Origin of the sequence: Bacillus capparidis (assembly GCF_017832095.1) — a bacterium.
In the GTDB taxonomy this organism is placed as follows: Bacteria; Bacillota; Bacilli; order Bacillales; family Bacillaceae; genus Bacillus; species Bacillus gobiensis.
Genome location: NZ_JAFDST010000002.1, coordinates 604,017 through 629,299 on the forward strand (window position 1 = coordinate 604,017; position 25,283 = coordinate 629,299).

The window sequence follows — 25,283 nt, forward strand, 5'->3', positions numbered from 1 at the left end:
ATGTTATGCTATGTAATTGCCCATATAGTGTCAGCATATTTTTTATTATAAGATACATCAGAGTCTATCATATAGAATTTGATCAGTTCTTTACTCATTATTAGTAAAGTTTTATGAATAATAAGTTATTCAGTTATATACTCTCTTAAAAGGGTTCCCTCATTTATACAAATTTATTAACTTTCATCCCCTTCTTTCTACTTAGCTAATGACTTATTTATGCTCAATCTAAGGACTATAACTATAAACAGTAATGGAATAATATCTTGCATATAATAAATATAAAAATTAAAAAGATCCCCTCTTAATAAACTAACAATTCTAATAATGGTAATTGCATAAATAATTGCAATCAATCCATTTCCTTTTGTCAATAACAATCTATACAATACTCCTAAAATAACACTAAGTAAAAAGAATCCTATAATAATTCCTAATAATCCAAAGTTTAGATACATTTCACCTAAAAATGAAATATTAATTTCAACATGATTTGGATAATAGAATTGAGGGAAAAACTGTTCCGTAAAATAGGTCATTGCCCCGTATCCTTTATCTGGATATAAATCCCTTGGAATCGGTGACATTATAGCAGCTAAAATAGTTTTACCTAATAAAAAATCATATGTTCCTTTTTCACTTAAAAGAGTTATTAGAGCATCAAATTGAACAGTATCGTATCCGCCGAAAAAATATCTTGGGAAGTCAGAAAGTGAATTATGTAAAATATCCCAAAATCCCAAATTATTATTAGAAGCAAAAAATTTATCCCTAAGAACTATTCTGTAAACAATAATAATAAAAAAGAAAAGAAAAAGGCTCAATATTAATACATTACGAGATTTTATCTTTTTATTAAAGTAGTGCTTTATTATTATTAGAATTAATATACTATATAGAATTGATGATCTACCGCCTGTTAAAACCAGAGTTGTTATGGTGCTTAGAAGCAAGACTAGCCATATTGTAATATCAATTCTGCTGTTTCTAAAAAATATTATCCTTACAGTATAAATAAATAAAGTTAATTTACACAAATTAGCCAATATAAGTAGATAGCCCGCATCTCTTAAGTATATATTTCTTAATGCTAAATTATCTAAATAATTATTGAGTCCTCCTGCTTTAAGGATTAGCGTCATAATGATTACAAAAGAAAATATTACCGATATTATGGCAATTACTCTTATCCACTTTATCTTAACTATTTTCTCGAAATTTGTTCTCAATTTTTTTTTATTTATCTCTAATAAATTTTTTGTTTTTATGTTTAATAAATAAAATAATGTTGTATTATAAATACAGACACCTATTATAATATACAATAGAGCATTATCAAAAACCTGTAGTTCATTATCTGTAAGTAAATGTACATTAAATGTACCGACACCAATCTCACCAGTTACTAACACATAAATAGGTTTACATATATAAATAACTAAAAAAAGAAAATTAGGAATAATAAAGGGGGAAAACACATCAAATTCCCCTAATTGTTTTACACTTAAATAAACAGACAATAATATTATTCCTAATAATACTATTAAGTAAATAGGTGCTAGTAGATTAGTTTCTATTTGTACCAATTTAATAATATAAGGTACACTGATGCCTACCATTATTGCTAGTAGTAATGCCGTTGTTAATAATTTGCAATTTTTTAAGACCATTTCTCACTACCCTCATTATAGAGAATTAGATTTTTGCCATACAAAATAGACCTAATAACTTAATGTTTAATTTTATAAGATACTTTGCGAACGATTCCATCATAATATAATATTATTTGTTAAATAAAACTACTATCACTATTAATAAATTCTTTACCTCTAATTGAACTATAATATTTATTATCATGTTTTCTTTGTTAACCCTGTCAAAACTTTTTTAAACATAATCTTATTATTCAATTAGATTTAATCAGATTTTTATAGTGATATTCAATATTATTTACTCTATTTTAATTTTAAATAGTGTACCTTAAATACTAATTCAAATTCAGAGTGAATTTCCCATATTCGAATCAAAATACTTGATCTGTAAAGTAATGACTTTATTATTTTAAAAACTTAGTTTAGTTGAGAAATCTTATCAGACTGTAATTTCTTTAAATCCTCATCCACCATCATCTCAACTAGTTGTTTAAAACCAACTTCTAACTCCCAACCTAATTTTTCTTTTGCTTTCGAACAGTCACCTAAAAGTAGATCCACTTCCGCTGGACGTACAAATTTCTCATCAATAACTACATATTCACTCCAATTTAGTCCAACATGATTGAAAGCAATTTCAACTAACTCTTGAACTGTATGTGTTTCTCCAGTAGAAATAACATAATCATCCGGGGTATCTTGTTGAAGCATTAACCACATTGCTTTAACATAATCACCAGCAAATCCCCAATCTCGCTGTGCATCCAAATTACCCATTCTAAGCTCATTTTGCAATCCTAATTTAATACGTGCTACGGCGTCTGTTACTTTACGAGTTACGAATTCTAAACCACGTCGTGGTGATTCATGGTTAAATAAAATGCCGGAACAAGCATACATATTAAAGCTTTCACGATAGTTAACAGTAATCCAATGGCCGTATACTTTTGCTACTCCATATGGGCTACGAGGATAAAAAGGTGTTGTTTCTTTCTGAGGTATTTCGAGCACTTTCCCAAACATTTCTGAGCTTGAAGCTTGATAAAAGCGAGCATCTGGTTTGATTATACGAACAGCTTCTAGCATGTTTGTTACACCATTTGCTGTAATTTGGGCTGTCGCAAGTGGCTGTGGCCAAGAAGTTGCTACGAATGATTGTGCTGCTAGGTTATAGACCTCATCTGGCTGCGAGATTTGAACAGCTGAGATTAAAGAAGCCAAATCTGTTAAGTCTCCATCAATCCAATCTAATTGATCTTTAATATGCTCAACGTTTTCATAGTTAGGTGTACTTGTTCGTCTTCTTAAGGCATACACCTTATATCCTTTTTCTAAAAGAAGTTCCGCTAAATAAGATCCATCCTGTCCAGTTACACCAGTAATCAACGCCGTTTTCATTAATATATCATCTCCATTATTTAGTATTTATTATTTAGTTGCTGTTAACTCATTCTCAAGGAACCATTGATAGGCTTTTTGAATACCTTCTTTTAAATTGGTTTGTGCTTTCCAACCAATATCGTTTAACCTTGTAACATCCACAAGCTTCCTAGGAGTTCCGTCAGGCTTGGATGTATCAAAGGTTAGTTTCCCATTAAATCCGACTACATTTTGAATAGTTTCAGCAAGGTCTTTAATGGCAATGTCTTCCCCTACCCCGATATTAATGATGTCATTTCCTGTATAGTTATCCATCAAGTAAACACACGCATCTGCTAAATCATCTGAATAAAGGAACTCTCTTTTAGGTGTACCTGTTCCCCAAATTTCTACAGAATCAGCATTTGTTTCTTTAGCTTCATGAAATTTACGAATTAATGCTGGAAGCACATGTGATGTATGTAAATCAAAGTTATCTTCCGGACCGTACAGGTTAGTTGGCATGACAGATATAAAATTAGTTCCATATTGACGATTATAAGATTGACACATTTTTATACCTGCTATTTTTGCTATCGCATAAGGCTCATTTGTAGGTTCTAATTCACCAGTAAGTAGGTACTCCTCTTTCAATGGCTGGGGAGCTAATTTGGGATAGATGCAAGTACTGCCGAGAAATAGTAGCTTTTCTACTCCGTTTCGATAAGCAGCATCGATTACATTGGTTTGTATGAGCAAATTATCTCTAATGAAGTCCGCAGGAAACTCGTTGTTAGCAACAATCCCACCAACTTTTGCAGCTGCAAGAAACACATAATCTGGTTTTTCTTTCTCAAAAAACTGATCTACTTTCTCTTTATCAATTAAGTTTAGTTCGTTACTCGTTTGAACAATTATATTTTCATAACCTTCTGTTTCTAATTTTCTCTTTATTGCAGAACCTACTAAACCTCTATGTCCAGCAACATAGATTTTCTTGTTTTTATCCAAAAGTCTCACCCTTTAATATGCATTTTTAGAACCTAATAATATAAATATTGTCTTTAGGATAATATAGGAATCAAATATCAATGATCTCTTCTTTATATATTCTAAATCCAATTCAACCATTTCTTTAAACCCTACACTATTTCTCGAGCTGGCTTGCCAAAGGCCTGTGCATCCTGGGACAACTAGTAATCGCTGTTTGTCATAATTTGTATATTCCTCAACTTCCCTTGGGAGAGGGGGCCTTGGTCCAACTAAGCTCATTTCTCCTTTTAGTACGTTAATTAACTGTGGCAGCTCGTCGATACTTGTTTTCCTTAGAAATTTTCCTACTTTCGTCACCCTTGGATCTTTTTTCATTTTGAACATTGCACCAGAAACCTCATTATGCTTTAAAAGTTCCGTTAATCTTTCTTCTGCATCGCTGACCATAGAACGAAACTTATACATTTTAAACGGCTTTTCATTTTTCCCAATTCGGACTTGCTTGAAAAATATTGGGCCTTTCGGATCCTCAAGCTTAATGAATATAGCGACTATAAAAAATATTAAACTTAATAAAATTATTCCTATAAGAGCACCTGTGATATCAATCATCTTTTTACCAAGTGAATAAGTAACACTTACGTGTATATCTGTTTTAGTTAATAGATGTGTAGATGATGTTTGAATTTTCTCGCCACCATCTGGAAATCCTGACATCCACCTCGCTCCTCTCTCCTACCTATAAACTTTTGAATCCTCTACCAGTTTATCCATTAAAACAAGCAAGTCTTTCCTAAGATCATCATGCTGTAAAGCAAACTCCAGTGTTGTTTTTATAAACCCAAATTTTTCTCCAACATCATGTCGTACCCCAGCAAAATCAAAAGCATATACTGACTGGGTTTCATTTAATTTTTGAATCGCATCGGTTAATTGTATTTCTCCCCCTGCACCTGACTCTTGTTTTTCTAAACACTCAAATATCTCAGGGGTTAAAAGGTATCGACCCATTATTGCTAAATTAGAAGGAGCAGTTCCTTTTTCAGGCTTTTCTACAAATCGAGTTACCTTGTATAAATCATTAATTTTTGTTTCTGGATCTATGATTCCATATCTGTAGGTTTGATTATCAGGTACAGTTTGTACTCCAATGATGGAAGATCCCGTATTCTCATATTCTGTAATCAATTGCTTTGTGCATGGGATTTCTGATTGAACAATATCATCACCTAGTAATACAGCGAACGGCTCATCTCCAATAAATTTTCGAGCGCACCATACAGCATGTCCTAACCCTTTTGGTTCTTTTTGGCGAATATAATAAAGATTGATTGCAGCAGATTGTCTTACTTTTTCTAAGATTTCATATTTTTCTTTTTCGATCAGGTTTTGCTCAAGCTCAAAATTGTAATCAAAGTGATCTTCAATCGCTCGTTTTCCTTTTCCTGTAACAATAATAATGTCTTCAATTCCTGATTCTATCGCCTCTTCGATAATGTATTGAATCGTTGGCTTATCAACTATGGGCAGCATTTCCTTTGGCATTGCTTTTGTTGCGGGTAAGAATCTCGTGCCTAAACCAGCTGCTGGAATAATTGCCTTTTTCACTTTTTTCATACATTATCTCTCCTTTTTGTCTTTATCTTTTTAACTTAGAGGATAAATATTATCTTCAAAGGTAAAGAGACAAATTAACCTAAGGACATATTAATTTATAATAATTGGGCATCTAACCCGTCCTCACACTCTGCTAATGACGACTCGCGTCTAAGGTGCAATGACCCACAGCAAAGCCGAGTGCCTCACTTGATAGGGGTTGGGAGGCATCACCCTAAGATGAACTTCAAAACGAATATTTAGTTCTTAATAAAGAACTCACAGTCGAGAAGAATCACTTTTTAAAACAATCCAAGTATTTTCTTCTTATTAACCTTCTTCGGGGGCTCTTTAATAATTGATTGATTTTTAAAAAGCAGCTCCGCATTCTCTGTAAAGAGATATACCATATCATTACCATATTTATCTTTTACTGATTTTAAAGATTTCTCAAAAAGGAAAGAACGATTTGTTAAGTTATGAGCATCCGATGCTAAAAAATGTGCAAGGGATGCATCGATAAGCTGATTTGAAAATTTCATTATTTTCTTACCGAAATGACCTGTTATACTGGCGGATGTTAATTGTGTACAAGCACCATTTTTAACTAATTTATATAATTGATCAGGATTCTCTATTATTTCTTTGTTGCGTTCAGGATGTGCAATAACAGGTGTTAGACCTGCTAATTGAAGATCAAACAATAATTTTTCAGCATAACGCGGGACATGATCAGATGGAAATTCTACCAACAAATATTTCGATTGATTGAGTCCTAACAATCGATCGTTTTGGAATTCATCAATTAACTCGCCATTTATTCGAAGCTCTTGTCCCGGAAAAATATTTAATGGAATATTCTCTTTTTTAATTTCTTCATTCAATGATGAAATAAGAGGTAATATCGACTCTTTTTCATTATTATATGTAACTGTTTTATGATGAGGAGTAGCGATGATCGTATGAATACCTTGAGAAACAGCTTCTTTTGCCATATTTATACTTTCATCCATTTCCTCCGGACCATCGTCCAATCCAGGTAATATATGGCAGTGGATATCTATCATGATCATGCCCCCCTTTCTTTATTTAATGTTCTACTTTCCGCCGTAATAATAATAGTACGAGCTTTGCTCTAGCTTTTTACCGTTTAATACTGCTCCTAGAAGCTTGCTCTTTGTAGAAGAAAGCACTTCTTTCGCCTTTACGGCTAACTCTTTTTCGGTTTTCCCGCTGGATACAACTAATAGAGACCCATCTGTATGATTTGCAAGAATCTGAGCATCAGTAACTGCCAGAACGGGAGGTGAGTCAAAAATAATGATGTCATATATTTTATAGGCGTCTTCCAAAAGTTTACCCATAGATTTCGAAGACAGCAGTTCAGCTGGATTTGGCGGTATAGGTCCGCTAGTTAAAATATCTAGATTGTCAACCATGCATTTTTGGACAATCGTCTTTAAAGACATTTGTTTAAGCAAAACAGTTGTTAAACCATCCGTATTATCAAGTTGGAATGTGTATTGTACAGTTGGTTTTCTTAGATCACTGTCAATTAAAAGCACACGTTTTCCTTGCTGAGCAAACACAACAGCTAAATTGGCCGCAGTTGTTGATTTTCCTTCCCCTGGTCCACTTGAAGTTATTAGAATGGAACGAACGTTTTTATCGACTGAAGAAAATTCTATATTTGTGCGTATGGTTCTATACTGCTCTGAGCTTGGAGATTTAGGCTCCATAATAGTTATCAAGCTGCGTGAATTCAATCTGAAATTTTTTCTGTGATTACGAGCCAAGAGATTCACCTCTTACATTACTTTCTAATTTCTTTTGCTTCTTTGTATTCATTTCCATCTCGCGGTTGATCTTAGAAATCGTTCCAAGCACTGGCAATTCAAGCATTTTTTCAATTTCTTCTTCTGACTTAATAGTGTTGTCTAAGTAATCTAATAAAAATGCTAGTCCTATACTCACCATTAGGCCGACAACAAATGCAATCGCTATATTAACTTTAATATTTGGACTAACAGGTGCAGCGCTTGGGTTTATTTCAGACCTGGATAAAATACTTACATTGTCTACATTCATAATATTCTTAATTTCTGTTTCAAAAACATTAGCTACCGTATTCGCAATATTTGTTGCTTTTGCTTGGTTGGGATCTTGAACAGAAATATTTACAACCTGAGATTGATTTTCACTTTCTATGGAAATCTGGCTGTTCATCTGTTCAACCGAGTCTTCAAGGTTCAACTCTTGCTTCACTTTTTGAAGAATAGCAGGGCTTTTAATAATGACATTATATGTATTAATTAGTTCTAAGTTTGTTTGAATTTCGTTGTAATTAAAAGCTTGCTCATCCGATTTCGATTGATTCACGAGAATTTGAGTCGATGCCTCATATGTAGGAGTCAGAACAAAAAAACTGACTGCTGCACTCGTCATTGTTGCAATCATTGTAATTATGATGATTAGCCACATTCTTTTTTTCAATATCGAGAATATTTCTTTTAAATTGATAGTTTCTTCCATCATGTCCTCCTTGGTGCTTTTGTACTTAATTAACTATGTCCAGAAACTATTTTTAGATAATATTTACTAGGCATTTATATTTATATATATTGATTATACATCTTTATATTCACTTGAAAAGACCTACTTCCCAATATTTTCATGACAAAAATCGACACAAATTGACAGGTGCCGATTTTTTCAAATTTTATGTAAGCGCTATAAGTTCCCTATTAACAACGTTATTCCCCCACCTAAAATTGTGGCAAAAATCGGCACTAACAGATAAAAAATTTTTTTCTTCCTCTCTTTCCTGTACTCGATTTCTTCAGGAGTTAAATATTCTCTATTTGCCATCCTTTTTTACTAAATCCCCTTTCTTGATTTTAGATTATTCATATCATTGTACTAGACTTTAATTTTACATGAATAGCAACTAAGTACCCTGAATTATTTAAATTTTCACTTGACCTTCTCTATCAATTATCGTAAGAGAAAATTGAGAATTTAATAGGTCTTTAGACCTAAAATGCTTCTATGCCACAATTTATCTGCATTGCGGTGCGTAATAAAACGACAAAAAAACCATCCCGCCCACTTAATAAAGTGGTACGGGATGGGGGAAAAACATCTTTCTTTATTGTTAGATCCAATCAGGAATAACACTTTTTCTTCATACAGAATGATGCTCAACACCTGCTTGATTGCCGTCTCCAAGCTCAAAACAGTTTCTTCCTTTAAAGATATTGACGGTATACTGCTTGATCTATAGGTTGCATAAAACCTGCATATGCTATCTTCTGACCAATACCATAGTATCCCGGTGCTTTATCTCCATCTAAAAAACCCGCTTTTCCCATATACTTTCTCCAATCAATATCACTTATTAAAATACAGTATTTCAAGTTTTGTTATTAATATGCTCCCATTCTGGTTATTACCAATATAAATGTATTAAAAATAATCCTTAAATCCAACTTAAAACCTTGATGATCAATATAATAAAACTCTAAATTTGCACGTTCCGGATACCCTACTTGACTTCTTCCACAAATTTGCCAATAACCTGTAACCCCTGGCTTAACAGCAAGGAAATCTTTTAAACGATGATTGTATTCTTTTAACTCTTCTTGGATTACCGGTCTAGGACCAACTAGACTCATTTCACCTTTTAAAACATTTATAAGTTGAGGCAATTCATCTAAGCTGCTTTTTCTTAAAAATCGTCCTATTTTTGTTATACGAGGATCTTCATCTGGTATTAGTTTGTAATTATTTTGTAAGTATTTATTGTAAAGATCTTTATTATTTTTTAATACTGCCTCCGCGTTTACAATCATTGAACGAAATTTAAACATTTTAAATATTCGACCATTTTTACCTACTCGATTTTGACAAAAAAAGACTGGTCCTTTGTTGTCACCAAATAAATACAGTAAACTTATTAATATGAACATTGGAGCAGTTACAACCAAACCTGCAAGAGCTCCTATAATATCGACTACTCTTTTAATTGCTAGATAAAGAAAACTTTGTTTTTGAGTGACATTGGGTGAATTGTTTGAATCAGTTGCTTCTACATTTACTAAAGGTTTATTTTTAGAAGCTGCGTTGTCCATATTACTCCACCTTTACGATTTTTTTCATCAGCTAGTAACATCACTTGTTTCATATAGAATATTTAAAATAACCATAATATCATCCTTCTTCTCACTTCAACTTGGCGTCTCTTTAATATTCGTTTTCCTTCGCTCAAAAACTGCGAATTCTCTGTGAAAAATTAAACATAATCCTGCCCAAATACTTTCTTAATCATATTTTAACCGCTTTCAAATTGACGGTTTGTTCGGTTATGTGTATCTGATGATAAATGAGCTGCCGGGAAAATTTTTTTATGTTTTTTCCAAAGTTCCCTGCATGACTGGAAGCTGTAACTTGAGACTCTACTCCTTTTTTTATTAGATTAAGCGATCGCTTCGGATTTAGCATGATTTTCCAGTTTATTTCCGTATGTGTGATAATGGGTATATATCTTTTTATCTGAATACTAAACAGAAGCTTTACAGCATATCTTGGGACGTGATCAAAGGGAATACTTATTATTGTAGTAATCCCTTGGCTGCATGCTTCTTTTGCCATCTCAATGCTTTCGGCAAAGGACTTGAAGCCGTCATCTAACAAACTCCTCCCTCTCCTTTTGATCTTATGATTACCGAAAAGAATCAGAAACTTCCTTGTTTCCGTGATAATTAGATTAAGAATTTTACTCCATTTTTGTACGGCTCTGATTAATTTGCTTTTTGAAGAGGTTAATGTTTCCTTTGCTTTTACGACCAGATCTTTATTCGTTTTGCCGCTTGGATCCATTGACTTGGTTCCCTAAAATTTGCGCATCTACTGCCGTTAAGACTGATGGTGTGTAAACATGACATAAGTCCATGTTTCCTTCCTCTATCACTCATGGGGAAGAAACCAGCAGGATAAGGCTGAATCGAACCGATTGTTCAGAAGATCGACAGTTTCTGCCACTGATTTCTGATCCATCCTTTTTCCCAAGACTTTTTATTTAATCGTACAAGACTTTACCTTTACATGAATAGTAGCTAATTACCTGAATTTTTTTAATTTTCTTAGATTTTATCTATCCTTTATCGTAATAGTTGATAGAGTATTGAATAGGTCTTTGGACTTGAAACATTGATATATCGAAATTTTCCGATATTTTTCACATTAGAAAACGACAAAAAAAACCATCCCGCCCACTTAATAAAAAAGTGGAACAGGATGGTTTCTTTCAAATACTCTTAATTCCAAACAGGAACAACACTTTTTCTTCCTACAGAGTGATACTCAACACCTGCTTGATAGCCGTCTTCTAGCTCGAAGCAGTTTCTGCCGTCAAAGATAAGAGGAGCCTTCATTAACTCTTTATACTTTGCCAGCGGGAATTCTTTGATTTCCTTCCAGTCAGTTAGAATCAGTACAGCGTCCGCATCTTTAATTGCGCTTTCGATGCTGTCTTTATATTCCACAGTGTCAGGAAGGATTCGTTTTGCATGCTCAGTTGCGATTGGATCGTAAGCGGTGATGTTGGCTTCTAACGCATCGAGTTGTTTGGCGATGATGATCGATGGCGCATCCCGCATGTCGTCTGTGTTCGGTTTAAATGCTAGGCCGAGCAGTGCGATTTTTTTGCCTTGGATTTTGCCCAGGCGGGTGATGACTTTTTGTACGAGTAATGCTTGCTGCTTGTTGTTCACTTGAATAACCGATTTAAGCAGCTCGAAGTTGTGAGCGACGTTTCCGGCAATTTGCACCAGCGCGCTTGTGTCTTTCGGGAAGCAGGAGCCGCCGTAGCCGATGCCGGCTTTTAGGAATTGGCTGCCGATTCGTTTGTCTTGTCCCATTCCGGTGGCGACGGCTTCGATGTCCGCGCCGACCTTCTCGCAAATGTTTGAGATTTCATTGATAAAGCTGATTTTTGTTGCAAGAAACGCGTTGGATGCATATTTGATCATTTCAGCACTTTTGATGTCCGTATGGTAGATCGGAATACCGAACGGTTGAAAGATGCTTTCCAGCTTGTCTGCCGATTGTTGATCGCCTGTTCCGATGACGATGCGGTCGCCGTGGAATGTATCCTGGATGGCTGAGCCTTCTCTTAAGAATTCAGGATTGGAGGCGACAGTGATTTTCACCGGACGGGCGAGATTTTTTTTCACCGTATCTAAGATATAGTCATTCGTGCCAACTGGAACCGTACTTTTCGTGACGACGATGACGTCGTTTTTCACGTTTTCGCCGATTTGTTCGGCTACTGCAGTTACGTATTTCAGTTCTGCCTGGCCGTCCTCTTTTTGCGGTGTGCCGACGGCGATGAAAATGACCTCTGCATCAGCAAAGCCAATTTCATAATCCGTTTCGAAGCGAAGTCTGTTTTTGGCGATGTTATTTGTCATGAGCTCGTTTAGGCCCGGTTCGAAAATCGGCGAGATGCCGTTTCTCATTTTATTGACTTTTTCTTCATCGATATCAATGCACGTCACGTGATGGCCAATTTCCGAAAGACTGACGCCAGTTACCAAGCCGACATATCCCGTTCCTACAATTGATATTTTCATATATTTTTCCGCTCCTTTTTATCCGGCTACGGTAGCCGCTTTAATGGATTCTAAAATGGCATCCCAATCGGTTTCTAGTCTGATGATATCTTCTTCAACAAGCTGTGAGCCGCGTTGTACTTCGATGATTTCCAATTCGCTGATCGCACGGATTGAATGCTTCGCGGATACTGGGATTTCCAAGACATCTCCCGGGTTCACCTGGAAAATTTGATCGTTTAAAATAAATTCGCCGTAACCTTTAATGACGGTCCATACCTCGCTGCGTTGATAGTGCTGCTGATAGCTTAAGTTTTTGCCTTGAGCGATGCCGATTCGTTTTGTCAGCGTTTCTGAGCCATCCTCGAATTTTGTATAATCGAGAACTTTGTACCAGCCCCAGCGGCGTTCTTCATACATCGGGCGCTGGTCAAATCCAGAGACAAGTTCTTTGATTTGCGGGCTCGCTTCCTTCTCAGCGACTAAAATCCCATCCGGTGAAGCGGCGACGACTAAATTGTTTGCGCCAAGCACAGTAACCGGAATGTCGAGCTCATTAATAAGGTGCGTGTTTTGTGTCTTGTCGCAGATGACGCCTTTGCCAAGCTGCTTCGTACTCATTTCTTCCGTTAACGTATTCCAAGTTCCAAGATCCTTCCAGTAGCCGTCGTAGGAAACGACTGAAATCTTCTCCGCTTTTTCAACAACCTCGTAGTCAAAGCTGATTTTCGGGAATGATTCGTATTGAGCGAGCAATTCGAAGTAATCGGTCGGATACCCTTTTTGCTCTAAAATTGATAGGACATAGCGAAGTCTGAAGGCAAACACGCCACAATTCCACAGCGCTCCTTTTTCAATTAGCTCTTCTGCGACATTCTCCTTCGGTTTTTCCGTAAATCGTTCAACAGAGGAGTACGCTGAATCACCGCTATTCGCTTCTGGAACGATATAGCCGTATTTTTCAGATGGATACGTCGGTGTGACACCGATTAAGGCCAAATCGGAGTTCGTTTCGCTTATGACTGTTTCGAGCTCTTTGACTTTATCAAAAAAGTTATTTTGTACATAGGGATCGACAGGAAGTACGGCAACAACTTCATCAGGGTTCACTCCGCCTTCACTGTATAGGAAGCTTGCTGCAAGCGCGATGGCCGGGAACGTATCGCGACGGCATGGCTCGATGATGAGACCTGCTTCATTTTCTAGCTGACTTTGGATCATATCTACCTGTGATTTACTTGTTGCAATGACGGTATTGTTGGACAGATTAACATTCTTTAATTGATTCCATACACGCTGAACCATGGACTCTGCGATGCCTTGTTCGTTTTCTAAAATTTTCAAGAACTGCTTTGAACGGGAATCGTTAGATAGTGGCCATAACCTTTTTCCTGAACCGCCTGAAAGAAGAATCAATTTCATATTGCTTGCCCTCCTATGATCTTTTGTTTTAAGAAATTGTCAAAATACGTAATATTGTTGTACGAGCTTGCGATCTTTTCGTCAAAGCTAATTGAGTTGCGGCCCACCTTTTTCATTAAAGCATCAGGTGTCATCCCTTCTTCCGTTATATTGATATAGTTATCCGCCTTGATCGATTGATAAAAGTACTCCATTTTCGGGCTGTAGCACATGGCGACTGTATTGATGCCGAAGTATTCGGAAGCGACACTGCCATGCAGCCTGCCGGAATAGTGGATCGTCGCGTGCTTGATCAGCTTGGTCATATACTCAAAATCTGTCGAATCATCATAAGCGTACGGAATGCTCTCTTCATCAAGCAGCTTCATCAGCATCTGACAGCTTTCGATGTCGTGTCTAGTATCCATTGGCGAAAGCACAACCTTCTGAATGATGTTGTTGTCCAAATCGTGCTTGGCACAAGCTACGACAGCTTTCATTGACGACTGTTCCCTTTCAGCAGGTACATACCTTTTCAGGTTCCGCCATGTGATTAACATATATGGTTCAGGATGAGCAGGCTGCTCCGTATCCTTTGCCACCGTTTCAAAAAACAGATACGACAAATCTTCTGCTAAATGGTACGTGTTTTTGTCAGAAATCGCTTTGGCGCGGGACAGCGATGTACTGTCTCTGAAGACGAGAAACGAGCTTGCGTTTAAAAGATATCTTGTCCTTTTCACTCGTTCCTGCTTCGTCAAGTTTCCGATGCCGACGCCGATATAGCCGATTTTCCCGCCGAATAGCTTGACCAGGGAAAAGAAAGAGTAATTTCCATCCCCGTCTTCATCGGTAAAGATCGTGCCTCCGCCCCACAGATTAAGCTCCGCTTTTGCGAAATTGCGCAGGGCCATCAGCTTCTTCACCTTGCCTAATCGGTAAAATTCAACGACTTCAATTCGCGGCTCGTCTTTATACATCTCTTTCAAATTCCCTTTGAATAAATCGACAAGCGTAATTTTGACGTCATTAGAAATTAGAAATTTTACGATCGTATCCATCATGATATTGTCGCCGTAGTTTGTTCCGTAATAACCCCATAATACGATTCTCATAGTTTCTCCTTTACCGGGCTAAATTTTATTTTTCGAAAAATACCTTTTACCATCCAGTTATTCAAAAACAAAAACAGGATTGGCGCGGCTATTACCGCAGCTATCTTTAGCGCAAAGACATTTGAATAATAGATCACAAGAAAACCTGCAAGCAGGATAAACAGGGAACCGAGCATCTTGAAATCGATCGTGATGGAGAAATATTTTCTTGTTTGATAGATTCTGAGCACCCACATGACGAAAAACGATGTCGCGTTTGATATGGCCGAGCCCATGATTCCGATTTGCGGAACGAGAATCAAGTTTAAGATCATGTTGCAGACCGAGCCGGCAATCGAGCTGTAAAAGGCACCCTTCGTCTCCTTGGCGCTTTGAAAACCCGTCCCGTAAAAGGAGGAAAACGCCGAAAACATCATCGCAATAAACAGCGGCGGCATATAGTAATAGGCTTCTTTAAAATCTCCGTCGATGAAATATGCGATTAAGAGAAAGCTGAAGGCGAGTAAACCAAACAAGCCGCTGAATTGAAACTTCATATACTTATCAAACATCTTCGAATAAAACGCATTCCGGTCCTTCGAGTTGTATTCCGTAATCGAAGTCTCCTGCCACGAGAGATAAAATATTTGGTTTATCACCATGATGATCGTGGCAAACCGGGTAGCGACGGCGTAAACCCCATTCGCTTCAAACCCGATAAAGTAATTCAGCACCAAGCGGTCGGATGCATTCATCACCCACCAGTTGATTAAATTAGGGATGAGCGGGAGCGAGTAAAGGGTTAACATTTTCGTCACATCGCCCGCAATTAGTTTGAACGTTATGAATCTTAAGACTTTCACCCGCATTTCGATGTACAGGACGATCGTGACCGATGTCGTGATGACCGAGATAAGGAGCGCCTCCACCTTTAAATGTAAAACGACAATTAAGACGATATTCATGGTAACGTTGGCAACTGTTGAGACGATCCCCGCAATCGCAAACTCGAGGTTTCGCTTCAGCCCCCGGGCAATTTGCAAATAAACGGTTGATAGCACCAGTGCTAATAAATAGCCTTCAATCAAAAAGAAATAGTCAATTTTGACAAAGAAATTCACACAAGCAAAGCCTAAGCTGAAGATGAGGACATTCCTAAAGACAACGAGAAGTCCGTTCGTGATGACCCGTGCTTGATCTTCCTCATTCTTAGCATCTAATAAATACCGGTAGATTCCTTCACTCATTTGAAAGGAAACGAGCGGAAGGAGCAGGCTGACAATCGTGACGATCAGGTCAAACTGGCCGTACTCGCTGACGCTTAGATAATAGGTATAGACAGGAAGCATGATAAAGACGAGCAGCTTGGACGAGAAATTGCCGATCGTATAAATCAGGATATTCTTCATAAAGTTCTTTTCTCTGCTCATGATTTAACCGTTTTCCCTTCTTTTTCACGCGCAACGAGCGGAAAGGTTGATTCATAGGCTTGTATCGTTTGTTCGGCAATGTTTTCCCAGCTTAACTCTTTGATCTGCTTCGCCCGTTCCTTTTCATACTCTTGCTTGTCCAGCTTCGTAATGTCACGCATGGCGTCTCTTAAGCCTGCAGAATCACCTTTATCGAAATAAGCGGCGCATCCTTCCGGAATATATTCCTTCAGCGTCTCCACATTAGGAATCACTAATGGGACGTGATGGGAAAGCGCCAGGATGGCTGATCCGGAATTGGTGATCACTTTATAAGGAAGCACCATCGCGTCAAGCGCATTTAAATAGTCATGGAGCTCATCATCCGGTATGAATTCGAGCTTCAAGATGATCCGGTCGTCATTAATTGAGTCGAATATCTCTTTGTTGAAGCTTTTCGATACCTTACCGCAAATCAAGAGCTTTAAGTGATCCCCTTCGATTTTTTGAAATTGTTCGATCAGGTCTTCGACTCCCTTATACGGAGAAATAGCGCCGATAAAACCGTAGACAAAATCGGTTTCCTTAATATTCAGCTGCTTTCGGACATCGATTTGCTTTGACGGATATTCGCCGATGTAATGCCCGTGCTTGATCACGTCAATTTTGCCAGTATCCACGTTGAATTGCCGGCTGATTTCACCCGACAGCCCTTGGTTCATGATGATGATTTTGTTCATGAACGAGCAAACGAGCGATCGGTACCATTTTTGGAATCGCGTTTTTTTCACGTTATGCGGCCACACATTATGCATCGTCCAGACGATTTTCGCCCGCTTTAGCTTGAAGTAGCTCAGAATCCCCATAAAGGTAACGGATTTAATCGCGGTACTGATTGGCGAATTCCCACTGTACAGATGGGAAGGCCAGTGAAAATGGACGATATCGCCCTTGGACACCTTGATGATCGTTTTCTTATTTAACGCAATGACGTCGGCACCTTTTTGCTCCAACGAGTTAGATAATAAATGGTTGTAACTGTTGCCGGGATTTTCTTTAGGTTCCATAAATACACGCATGGTTAGCCGGCCTCCATTCAGTAAAACTAGTTTGCGTTTCTAATCTTGTTCTGTGTTTGGTAGAACTCATTCGTTTTTTCCGTGACAAAGCTTTTTAACTCGTTTCGGAACGTTTCCGGCGAAAACCGCATCGCATGCTCTCTGCAGAAGACCGGATTGATTAAATGGCCGTGTTCTTCAAAGCGTTTGACGGCCGCGATAATTGATTCCTCATCCTGCCGCTCGAAAAACACTCCAGTCGGTTTCGTGCTTGTGTCAATCGATTTAACTGTCTCCAACGATCCGCCTTTTCCGAAAGCGATGACCGGTGTTCCGCACGCCTGAGCTTCAACAGGCGTAATCCCGAAATCCTCTTCTGCGGCGAAGACGAATCCTTTTGCCCGCTGCATATGATCCACCAGGACTTCGTATGGCTGGTAGCCGAGCAGCTGAACGTTGTCTCCCGCTTTCGCGTGGATTTTTTTGAAGTCTGGCCCGTCGCCAATGACAATCAGCTTTTTGTCTTTCATTTTTGAAAACGCCGAGACGATCAGGTCGATTTTTTTATAAGGTACCATCCGCGATGCGGTTACGTAGAAATCGTCCTTTTCTTTTTTCATCTGGAAGCGGTGGACGTCTACCGGCGGATAGATCGTTGTTGATTGTCTGCGGTAGACCTTTTCAATCCGTTTCCCGATAAAATCGGAGTTCGATAAAAAGTGATTTACACCATTTGCCGTCCGGTAATCCCAGTTACGGATATTAAATAACAGGTACCTGGCTAGCAAGCTTTTCGGCCCCTTCGTTAAATTGCTTTCCTTTAAATACTGGGCTTGAAGATCCCATGCGTAGCGGATCGGGGAATGGACGTACGAAATATGCAGCTGGTCCGGTCCCGTTATGACTCCTTTGGCTACAGCATAAGAGCTTGAAAGGATCAGATCATATTGCGAAAGATCAAACTGCTCGATCGCAAACGGCATAAGCGGCAGGTAGTTGCGGTATTTCTTTTTAGAAAACGGCAAATTTTGGATAAAGGTGGTGTTTACTTTTTTATTTTGCAAAAACGCGCGATCCTTATCTTCCAAATGATCAACCGTGGAAAACACATCCGCTTCCGGATAGATCTTCAGAATCTCTTCCAATACTTTTTCCGCGCCGGCATATGTCGTTAACCAGTCATGGATAATAGCTACCTTCATCTCAACACCACTTCCTCTATGATCTTAATTGTGCTTTTAGCCGCATCCTTCCACTTGAATTTTTCAGCATGGGCGATGCCTTTTTTCACAAGCTCAGCCCTAAGCTTGTCATCATTGATCAGCGTCAGCATTTGCTGCTTTAAGTCTTCCTTGTTTAACGGGTCAAAATAAAGCGAAGCGTCTCCGCTGACTTCAGGAATCGAAGCCGCATTCGAAACGATCGTCGGACAGCCCATCGCCATCGCTTCAATCGGCGGAAGTCCGAATCCTTCATACAATGATGGGAAAATAAGCGCTTCTGCCGACTTCACATACGACATGAGTTCTTCGTCGCTGACTCTGCCTGTGAAAATGATATTCTCGTTATCGATTCGCGAGCTCGTTTCTTGATCTCCATTAATGAAGCCTTCCTTTTTTCCTACGATTACAAGCTTGTAATCTGGAAGCTTCAATTCTGTAAAAGCGGCAAGCAATACTTGAAGATTTTTGTGGGGCTTAACGTTTCCGACATAGATGAAATACTTAAAGCCTTTCGCTTCAAATGTTTCGTACTGTCTCCATACATCGGATACCCCGTTGTAGATCACTTCGACATTTTGCTTGATCTTCGCCTGCTCCAGCAGTCTGTCCTTCGAAAAGTTTGAGATCGTAATGACTTTTTTCGCTTTCTTCCTGATTCGCGTAAAAAAGATTTTTGCGTATGCTTTTTCCGCTTTGGATAACGTACCGAGCGGATCGTCCAAGTGATAAACATCATGGACGGTTACGATCAAGTCCCCATTGTAAAAGTAAGGAATGTTGTAATGAGGGGACCAAAACACCGTATTTTTGCTGTATTTTTTCTTCAAGAAATACAGCTGCTCGGAGATCGAGTAGATGCCTTTATCGACGGCTTCCAGCTTGATATCCGTGCCTTTTGCACTGTACTTCTGAATGGTCTCTTTGTCTTCCGAATTATAAAGTAGCGTAATTCGAACGTTGTCTTGCTTCTTGAACCTTTCAAACATGTAAGGCAAAATGTTTTTTAAATAGGTTCCGATTCCGGATGCGTTAATCATTCTTGCATCAACAATTAGCTCACGCACGGGTCATTGCCCCCTTTGTCATTTCATTCATTTTATCCCGCATTAACGGGCAGTAAGACCTCCGCCTCAGGGTTCCGAGAGTCGAAGGAAATAGGTGGGGGGTTAACTGCCCGTAAAAGCCCGATTGGTTCATCTAACAATCAGTGGGGGATATAAAGTACGAAGGCTAATTACGCAATGTCCTGTTGCAAATCCTTCACTAGCATATCCTATGCGTCGACCCCCCCCACTGATTGAAGATTCACTTTAAGCTTCTCTATGAAAATCCCTTTCATTTTGGGGCAATTGATAAGAAATTCCTTCGCAAAAGTTAAGTATTTTTTCAGCATTGCTTTTCCACGAATAAGGCTCGGATAGCTTTGCTGTTTTAATTTTTTCCTTCGTAGAAAGATCAATTTTGTCAATAAGTGCGGGTATTTCCCTGAAATCCTCGTACATATGAACAAAGCTTAAATTCCTTCTCTTAATCTCATCCGTCTTCCTTACGACCACATGTAAGCCCGCCGCTCCAAATTCGTACAGCTTCATCGGGCTTCTCCCGTTATTCGACGGATGGTCGCTTAACGGTAATATGGCAAGGTCTGCATTGTGCAGGTAAGACGGAATTTCTGAATAATCCTTGGCCCCAAGATAAGAAATCCGATCATTTCTGTAGATCTTCTTCTTGAAGCGGTCATTGATCGGTCCGATGACCGTCAGCTTGATATTTTCCATCGTGTCGACGATATACCTGATTGCTTCGAAATCAAAGCGTTCGTCCAGCGCCCCGACATACACGATATGAATCAGTGAGTCGGTTCGCTCCTTCACGTTTTTCGGGTGATAGAGAAAGTGGTCATACTCGACGCCGTTTTCGATCAAGGCAAAGGGCTTGTCCGGAATTTTGTTGATTTCCTTCGCTTTTTCCAGGACCGGCATCGACGTTGCGACAATGCCGTCCGCCCGCTCGACTAGTAACGCCTCCGCTTTGCCGATATGCTGATCGCCTGTCATGTACTCATTTAAATCGGTCGGCCGGAAGATGAGCAGCTTCGGCTTAATGATTTCTTCAATGCCAATGAGCGATGGCTGGTCGATAAAGAGAATATCGATATCGCGGATGTTGTTTTTTCTGATCGTTTTTTTCACACCGCCAAGGGATAAGTTTCTGCCGTCTTTTGCGAATTGCTTCGTCGATAATTGCCAAGGAACCATCGACCAAACGAGGATGTCTCGCAGGTGGTTATTCACCTTGACCGTTTTTTCTCCAAGGAAGTATCGTTTAAAGCGTGTTTTGTTCTCCGTTTCTCTGATTTTCAATAAGTGAAACGGGCTGATGGGAGTGCTGATATGATAGACGTCATTTCCCTGCTTGCTCAATTCCTTCGCAAGATGATGGGAGCCTACAACAAATGGGCCTCCCATATACGTATGGCTGGCAAATAAGATATTTAATTTTCTTGCCATATTGAATCCCCCTACCGCGAGTCAAAAATTTTAGGCTGCGTTTTTTGATCCGACTAACAAGAAAACCGTTTTAAAAACAATTTTCATATCATTCCAAAGTGACCGGGTCCGGATATAGTGAAGATCAAGCTCGACCATTTCTTCAAAGCCGATGCTTGAGCGGCCGGACACCTGCCAGAGCCCTGTACAGCCCGGAGTCACAAGCAAACGCTGCTTGTCGTACTGGGTATATTCATTGACTTCTCTCGGAAGCGGCGGCCTTGGACCGACAAGGCTCATTTCGCCTTTTAATACATTGATGAGCTGCGGCAGTTCGTCAATGCTCGTTTTGCGAATGATCCGTCCGATCTTCGTGATCCGCGGATCCTTTTTCATTTTAAACATCGCTCCTGAAACCTCATTGTGCTTCAAGAGGTCAGCGAGCAGCTCTTCAGCGTTGCTGACCATTGAACGAAATTTATAGATTTTGAACGGTGCCTCATTTTTGCCGACGCGAATTTGTGTGAAAAAGACAGGTCCCTTCGGATCTTCTAATTTGATCAATAGGGCAACGATCAAAAATAACGGGCTAAGAAAAATGAGTCCAAACAGCGCGCCCGTGAAATCGATCGTCCGTTTTCCAACTCGATAGATTGAGCTAGTCTGTATATCATCATGTGTCAAGCTAATGGCAGCAGATGCATCTCTTCTTTGGGTACCTGGATTCGCAAAATCAGACAATGTCTTTTCCCCCTTATTAAATTTGAATTTTCGACTGATTGACCAGGTTTTCCATAAGGGATAGTAATTCGTCTTTCATATCCTCTTTCTGGAGCGCAAATTCAATGGTGGTTTTAATAAATCCAAATTTTTCACCGACATCGTGACGGGTTCCAGCAAAATCGTACGCGTATACGGCTTGCTCTTCGTTCAGCTTTTGAATTGCATCGGTTAATTGGATCTCTCCGCCTGCGCCTTTTTCCTGCTTATCTAAATACGTGAAAATTTCCGGAGTCAGCAGATATCTTCCCATGATCGCCAGGTTCGATGGAGCAGTTCCTTTTTCAGGCTTTTCAACAAACTTTGTAACCTTGTAAAGATCTTTATCCTTGGATTCCGGATCGATAATTCCATAGCGGTATGTTTGTTCTTCAGGAACAGTTTGAACACCGATAACGGATGAGCCGGTTTTTTCGTATTCATTGATGAGTTGCTTTGTGCAAGGTGTCTCTGCTTGAACAATATCGTCGCCAAGAAGCACAGCAAATGGCTCTTCTCCGATGAATTTACGTGCGCACCAAACGGCGTGCCCTAATCCCTTCGGTTCCTTTTGGCGGATATAGTGAAGATTGATTTCAGATGAATGGCGTACTTTTTCTAACAGCTCAAATTTTTTCTTTTCGATTAAGCTTTGCTCAAGCTCAAAGTTGTAATCGAAATGATCTTCGATCGCACGCTTACCTTTTCCTGTTACGATGATGATGTCTTCAATTCCTGACTCAATGGCTTCTTCAATGATGTACTGAATCGTCGGCTTATCGACAATGGGAAGCATTTCCTTTGGCATCGCTTTCGTAGCGGGTAAGAATCTTGTACCAAGACCTGCAGCGGGAATAATTGCTTTTTTTACTTTTTTCATGAATTATCTCTCCCTTTTCACGTTTTTTCGTCTATTTAACTCAGAGGATAATAAATATCTTCCCAGGTAAAAAGACAAAAGATAGTGTTATCCTAGAAATCCATTGTCTATTTACTCTCGGAATCGCTGTAATCGGGCATCGAACCCGCCCTCACATTCTGCCTCTGACGACCAGCGTCTAAGGTGCAAGGCTTCACACCCACAGCACAACCGAGTACCTCACTTGATAAGGGTTATGAGATATCACCCAAAATCATGTTATAACGTACGTTCTGTTGATTTGTTTGTATGTATCGTTCTGAATAAAGAACATCCAGATTAACAAGCACTTTATTTCAAACCTTTCGCGAGACATATTCTTTTTATGGGGCTTTTTTGTCTTACGCCTCTTTTTTTCGTTGTGAGGCACCAAAACGAACAGCTTGTCTAATAGTGAGCATCTGCCTGCGCCCGAGATTTGCTTCTTGTTGCAGGGAGCAAATCTCGAACGCCTGCTGTTGATTTATTTTGCCTCGTTATAATAATTGACCGAGTCTGTCTTCATTCGTTTACCGTTTAGCACGATTCCGAGGAACCTTCTTTTCGAAGAAGAAAGCAGCTCTTTCGCTTTTTGTGCGCGGTCTTTTTTCGTTTTTTTGCTTGATACCACAAGAATTGAGCCATCGGTTTTCTTAGCAAGAATCTGTGCATCGGTTACCGACAGGATCCCTGGAGAATCAAAGATGACGATGTCATACTTCATATAAGCTTCTGCCAGTAATTCCTCCATCATGCTCGAGGACAAGAGCTCGGCAGGATTCGACGTTCTCTTTCCGCTTGTTACGACAGTCAAATTAGGTACACTGCACCCTTGAATGACTTGTTCCAATAACTGCTGCTTCCGCAATACCTCAGTCAGTCCGGCTGAGTTGTTCAAGCTGAAGATATTATGCATAGACGGCTTTCTCAGATTGGCGTCAATTAGTAGAACTCGTTTTCCTTGCTGGGCATATACGACGGCAAGATTGGCTGCAGTCATAGATTTCCCTTCTTCATGACTTGCGGAAGTGACTAGAATTGAACGGATCTTTTGCTCCTCTGCCGCATAGTCGATATTTGTCCGAATCGCTCGGAACTGCTCCGAGCTCGGTGACGATGGCTTCAAAAGCGTAATTAAGGTTTGGTTGTTCAAAGGTACTGGATTACGAGCCAATATTCTCACCCCTTACTTGATGCTCATATTGAATTTTTCCGTCTTTAAGCTCTCTGTCAATCATTGAAATAGTTCCCAGAACCGGAGCGCCTAGCTTCTCTTCAATTTCTTCCTCAGATTTAAACGTGTTTTCCATATATTCAAGGATAAAAGCAAGTGCCAAGCTGGCCATTAAGCCAACGAAAAACGCGAGTGCAATAATCATCTGGGTATTTGAGCCGCTTGACGTCGCAGTTTCTGCTTCAGACAAGATATTGACGTTGTCAACCTTCATAATATCTTGAATATCCTCTTGGAATACTCCAGCAACCGAATTGGCAATGTCTACTGCTTTTTGTTGATCCTCATCCGTGACAGTAATTTCAACGACCTGTGATCCTTTTTCACTTGCGGCTGATATTTTGCCTTCGAGAACAGTAGTAGATTCCTGTAAATTTAATTCATCTTTGACTTTCTGTAAAATCGGCTTGCTCTTGATGATAACATTGTATGTACTGATCAACTCAATGTTGGTTTGAATTTCATTATTGTAAACTTCTTCTTCTTCTGCATTTGTCCTATTAATGAGAATTTGTGTCGAAGCCTGATAGGATGGTTTTGCTGTCAAATTACTGTAAACAGCAGCCGCCACCGTTAAGATTAATGTAATGGCAATAATTAAAGCTAATCTCTTTTTGATTGTGTAAAAAAGTTCCTTTAAGCTAATAGTTTCTTCCATGATATCCTCCCTTGACGCATGTTTTCTAGTAATTCATCTTGCAGTATTTGGGAAATATTTTGTTTTGAATGGAAAATGTTTATCACACAACCGATTATACATTGTTATCTCGTTTCTTAAAGACTCAGATTATCCTATTTTAGGTCCCAGCTTGCGACTAGATACGACTCTTCTTTTATTTTCGAAAATCTTGAAAGCGCTACACCATCTTTCATACTAGCATTCTTTCATTCAAGTAAGCCTTTGCAGAATAAGGGGCTGGAGCTGAAATTTAAGTCTTTATACTTACCCGTTTTTCATATATTGTCAGATTTCATTCGAGTCTGAGATTTTGATTTTTAGTTATAATTACCTTCCTTTATGGATAAAAAAGGATCTTTGGTTACAAATTTCACTTATTCAGCGTATTGTAAGCGTTTTTATTTTAAGATTGTTAACATTGTAACAATAGTCAGAATTTTCTGTAATATTACGGTTAGGTCTTTAATCTCTGACAGTCCCATTTGAACTAAACCAATAGCCTACTCCTCTGAGGACCTTAGACTTAAGCAATATAACGAACGTCGGAATACAGTCCAAAAAATCAGCTGCCAGGCATGATTCTTTTAGTAGGGGCAGGCTGAATCACCGACAGAATTTTACGAGAATTGATAGTGAATAAATGTTTTTTTCTAGAAGGAGGCTGGGCAATTTTTCAAGAATGAAGTATTTTGTCGACTTTCTACAATATAAATATCTTCAGAAGTTTTATGAATCGACAAGCTTCCTTATCCTTTAACAGACAGGAGCTTCTATTATCATTTTTTTCATTTTTTTATCAATGCTCTGACAAATGGTTAGAAAGGACTG

23 protein-coding genes are annotated in these 25,283 nt (G+C 38.9%); all 23 read right to left on the reverse strand.

Annotation, left to right across the window (positions count from 1 at the left end; genetic code table 11):
- Positions 1-197: 197 nt before the first annotated feature.
- The 23 genes from JOC74_RS10075 to JOC74_RS10180 all read right to left on the reverse strand — a co-directional run bounded on the left by JOC74_RS10075 (position 198) and on the right by JOC74_RS10180 (position 24,434).
- Positions 198-1,670 (reverse strand): O-antigen polymerase, encoded by a 1,473-nt coding sequence (locus tag JOC74_RS10075; protein ID WP_053604448.1) that lies wholly within the window; start codon positions 1,668-1,670, stop codon positions 198-200.
- Positions 1,671-2,069: 399 nt separating this feature from the next.
- Entirely contained in the window at positions 2,070-3,050 is a 981-nt protein-coding gene (gene gmd, locus JOC74_RS10080) for a GDP-mannose 4,6-dehydratase (protein ID WP_053604449.1), read from the reverse strand.
- A 30-nt stretch (positions 3,051-3,080) separates the two neighbouring features.
- Positions 3,081-4,022 carry a GDP-L-fucose synthase gene (gene fcl, locus JOC74_RS10085; protein ID WP_053604450.1) on the reverse strand — a complete coding sequence of 314 codons (942 nt, stop codon included), beginning with the start codon at positions 4,020-4,022 and terminating at the stop codon, positions 3,081-3,083.
- Positions 4,023-4,034: 12 nt separating this feature from the next.
- Positions 4,035-4,721, reverse strand: coding sequence for a sugar transferase (locus JOC74_RS10090; RefSeq protein ID WP_053604451.1), 687 nt, complete (start codon positions 4,719-4,721; stop codon positions 4,035-4,037).
- A gap of 18 nt (positions 4,722-4,739) precedes the next feature.
- The gene (gene galU, locus JOC74_RS10095) at positions 4,740-5,621 is read right to left on the reverse strand and encodes a UTP--glucose-1-phosphate uridylyltransferase GalU (RefSeq protein ID WP_053604452.1); all 882 of its coding nucleotides are present in this window, start codon (positions 5,619-5,621) and stop codon (positions 4,740-4,742) included.
- Between the two features lie 281 nt (positions 5,622-5,902).
- A complete protein-coding gene (locus tag JOC74_RS10100) occupies positions 5,903-6,667 on the reverse strand; it encodes a tyrosine-protein phosphatase (protein ID WP_053604453.1) in 765 nt (254 codons plus the stop codon).
- A gap of 30 nt (positions 6,668-6,697) precedes the next feature.
- Positions 6,698-7,396 (reverse strand): CpsD/CapB family tyrosine-protein kinase, encoded by a 699-nt coding sequence (locus JOC74_RS10105; RefSeq protein ID WP_376773376.1) that lies wholly within the window; start codon positions 7,394-7,396, stop codon positions 6,698-6,700.
- Positions 7,386-8,132, reverse strand: coding sequence for a YveK family protein (locus JOC74_RS10110; protein WP_053604454.1), 747 nt, complete (start codon positions 8,130-8,132; stop codon positions 7,386-7,388). The genes JOC74_RS10105 and JOC74_RS10110 overlap by 11 nt, the downstream gene beginning before the upstream one ends.
- A gap of 716 nt (positions 8,133-8,848) precedes the next feature.
- Positions 8,849-8,971 (reverse strand): hypothetical protein, encoded by a 123-nt coding sequence (locus tag JOC74_RS23920; protein ID WP_264080134.1) that lies wholly within the window; start codon positions 8,969-8,971, stop codon positions 8,849-8,851.
- Between the two features lie 54 nt (positions 8,972-9,025).
- A complete protein-coding gene (locus JOC74_RS10115; protein ID WP_053604455.1) occupies positions 9,026-9,730 on the reverse strand; it encodes a sugar transferase in 705 nt (234 codons plus the stop codon).
- A gap of 193 nt (positions 9,731-9,923) precedes the next feature.
- Positions 9,924-10,292 carry a CpsB/CapC family capsule biosynthesis tyrosine phosphatase gene (locus JOC74_RS10120; protein ID WP_211086141.1) on the reverse strand — a complete coding sequence of 123 codons (369 nt, stop codon included), beginning with the start codon at positions 10,290-10,292 and terminating at the stop codon, positions 9,924-9,926.
- Between the two features lie 623 nt (positions 10,293-10,915).
- Complete coding sequence (locus JOC74_RS10125; RefSeq protein WP_053604457.1) at positions 10,916-12,232, reverse strand: UDP-glucose dehydrogenase family protein; 1,317 nt, start codon at positions 12,230-12,232, stop codon at positions 10,916-10,918.
- An 18-nt stretch (positions 12,233-12,250) separates the two neighbouring features.
- Complete coding sequence (locus JOC74_RS10130) at positions 12,251-13,633, reverse strand: sugar phosphate nucleotidyltransferase (RefSeq protein WP_053604458.1); 1,383 nt, start codon at positions 13,631-13,633, stop codon at positions 12,251-12,253.
- Positions 13,630-14,727, reverse strand: coding sequence for a polysaccharide pyruvyl transferase family protein (locus JOC74_RS10135; protein WP_053604459.1), 1,098 nt, complete (start codon positions 14,725-14,727; stop codon positions 13,630-13,632). The genes JOC74_RS10130 and JOC74_RS10135 overlap by 4 nt, the downstream gene beginning before the upstream one ends.
- Positions 14,724-16,136 carry a lipopolysaccharide biosynthesis protein gene (locus JOC74_RS10140; RefSeq protein ID WP_053604460.1) on the reverse strand — a complete coding sequence of 471 codons (1,413 nt, stop codon included), beginning with the start codon at positions 16,134-16,136 and terminating at the stop codon, positions 14,724-14,726. Before JOC74_RS10140 ends, JOC74_RS10135 begins: the two co-directional genes overlap by 4 nt.
- Positions 16,133-17,194 carry a glycosyltransferase family 4 protein gene (locus JOC74_RS10145; protein WP_053604461.1) on the reverse strand — a complete coding sequence of 354 codons (1,062 nt, stop codon included), beginning with the start codon at positions 17,192-17,194 and terminating at the stop codon, positions 16,133-16,135. Before JOC74_RS10145 ends, JOC74_RS10140 begins: the two co-directional genes overlap by 4 nt.
- Before the next feature lie 26 nt (positions 17,195-17,220).
- Positions 17,221-18,375, reverse strand: coding sequence for a glycosyltransferase family 4 protein (locus tag JOC74_RS10150; protein ID WP_053604462.1), 1,155 nt, complete (start codon positions 18,373-18,375; stop codon positions 17,221-17,223).
- Positions 18,372-19,460: a glycosyltransferase family 4 protein gene (locus tag JOC74_RS10155; protein WP_053604463.1), complete on the reverse strand. Its 1,089-nt coding sequence runs from the start codon at positions 19,458-19,460 to the stop codon at positions 18,372-18,374. Before JOC74_RS10155 ends, JOC74_RS10150 begins: the two co-directional genes overlap by 4 nt.
- A 246-nt stretch (positions 19,461-19,706) precedes the next feature.
- On the reverse strand, positions 19,707-20,906 hold the full coding sequence (locus JOC74_RS10160) for a glycosyltransferase (RefSeq protein WP_053604464.1): 1,200 nt from the start codon (positions 20,904-20,906) through the stop codon (positions 19,707-19,709).
- Positions 20,907-20,936: 30 nt separating this feature from the next.
- On the reverse strand, positions 20,937-21,575 hold the full coding sequence (locus tag JOC74_RS10165) for a sugar transferase (RefSeq protein WP_053606124.1): 639 nt from the start codon (positions 21,573-21,575) through the stop codon (positions 20,937-20,939).
- A gap of 67 nt (positions 21,576-21,642) precedes the next feature.
- On the reverse strand, positions 21,643-22,524 hold the full coding sequence (galU, locus tag JOC74_RS10170; protein ID WP_053604465.1) for a UTP--glucose-1-phosphate uridylyltransferase GalU: 882 nt from the start codon (positions 22,522-22,524) through the stop codon (positions 21,643-21,645).
- A gap of 502 nt (positions 22,525-23,026) precedes the next feature.
- The gene (locus JOC74_RS10175; protein ID WP_312883799.1) at positions 23,027-23,725 is read right to left on the reverse strand and encodes a CpsD/CapB family tyrosine-protein kinase; all 699 of its coding nucleotides are present in this window, start codon (positions 23,723-23,725) and stop codon (positions 23,027-23,029) included.
- Positions 23,706-24,434 carry a YveK family protein gene (locus tag JOC74_RS10180; protein ID WP_211086142.1) on the reverse strand — a complete coding sequence of 243 codons (729 nt, stop codon included), beginning with the start codon at positions 24,432-24,434 and terminating at the stop codon, positions 23,706-23,708. The genes JOC74_RS10175 and JOC74_RS10180 overlap by 20 nt, the downstream gene beginning before the upstream one ends.
- Positions 24,435-25,283: the final 849 nt, after the last annotated feature.

What these genes read in the sequence shown, in the direction of transcription:
- JOC74_RS10115 (WP_053604455.1), bottom strand. Translation starts at nt 9,730, where the DNA reads ATGGACAACGCAGCTTCTAAAAATAAACCTTTAGTAAATGTAGAAGCA.
- JOC74_RS23920 (WP_264080134.1), bottom strand. Translation starts at nt 8,971, where the DNA reads ATGGGAAAAGCGGGTTTTTTAGATGGAGATAAAGCACCGGGATACTAT.
- JOC74_RS10150 (WP_053604462.1), bottom strand. Translation starts at nt 18,375, where the DNA reads ATGAAGGTAGCTATTATCCATGACTGGTTAACGACATATGCCGGCGCG.
- JOC74_RS10100 (WP_053604453.1), bottom strand. Translation starts at nt 6,667, where the DNA reads ATGATAGATATCCACTGCCATATATTACCTGGATTGGACGATGGTCCG.
- JOC74_RS10140 (WP_053604460.1), bottom strand. Translation starts at nt 16,136, where the DNA reads ATGAGCAGAGAAAAGAACTTTATGAAGAATATCCTGATTTATACGATC.
- galU (WP_053604465.1), bottom strand. Translation starts at nt 22,524, where the DNA reads ATGAAAAAAGTAAAAAAAGCAATTATTCCCGCTGCAGGTCTTGGTACA.
- gmd (WP_053604449.1), bottom strand. Translation starts at nt 3,050, where the DNA reads ATGAAAACGGCGTTGATTACTGGTGTAACTGGACAGGATGGATCTTAT.
- JOC74_RS10090 (WP_053604451.1), bottom strand. Translation starts at nt 4,721, where the DNA reads ATGTCAGGATTTCCAGATGGTGGCGAGAAAATTCAAACATCATCTACA.
- JOC74_RS10160 (WP_053604464.1), bottom strand. Translation starts at nt 20,906, where the DNA reads ATGGCAAGAAAATTAAATATCTTATTTGCCAGCCATACGTATATGGGA.
- JOC74_RS10110 (WP_053604454.1), bottom strand. Translation starts at nt 8,132, where the DNA reads ATGGAAGAAACTATCAATTTAAAAGAAATATTCTCGATATTGAAAAAA.
- JOC74_RS10130 (WP_053604458.1), bottom strand. Translation starts at nt 13,633, where the DNA reads ATGAAATTGATTCTTCTTTCAGGCGGTTCAGGAAAAAGGTTATGGCCA.
- JOC74_RS10075 (WP_053604448.1), bottom strand. Translation starts at nt 1,670, where the DNA reads ATGGTCTTAAAAAATTGCAAATTATTAACAACGGCATTACTACTAGCA.
- JOC74_RS10135 (WP_053604459.1), bottom strand. Translation starts at nt 14,727, where the DNA reads ATGAGAATCGTATTATGGGGTTATTACGGAACAAACTACGGCGACAAT.
- JOC74_RS10125 (WP_053604457.1), bottom strand. Translation starts at nt 12,232, where the DNA reads ATGAAAATATCAATTGTAGGAACGGGATATGTCGGCTTGGTAACTGGC.
- JOC74_RS10180 (WP_211086142.1), bottom strand. Translation starts at nt 24,434, where the DNA reads ATGGAAGAAACTATTAGCTTAAAGGAACTTTTTTACACAATCAAAAAG.
- JOC74_RS10145 (WP_053604461.1), bottom strand. Translation starts at nt 17,194, where the DNA reads ATGCGTGTATTTATGGAACCTAAAGAAAATCCCGGCAACAGTTACAAC.
- galU (WP_053604452.1), bottom strand. Translation starts at nt 5,621, where the DNA reads ATGAAAAAAGTGAAAAAGGCAATTATTCCAGCAGCTGGTTTAGGCACG.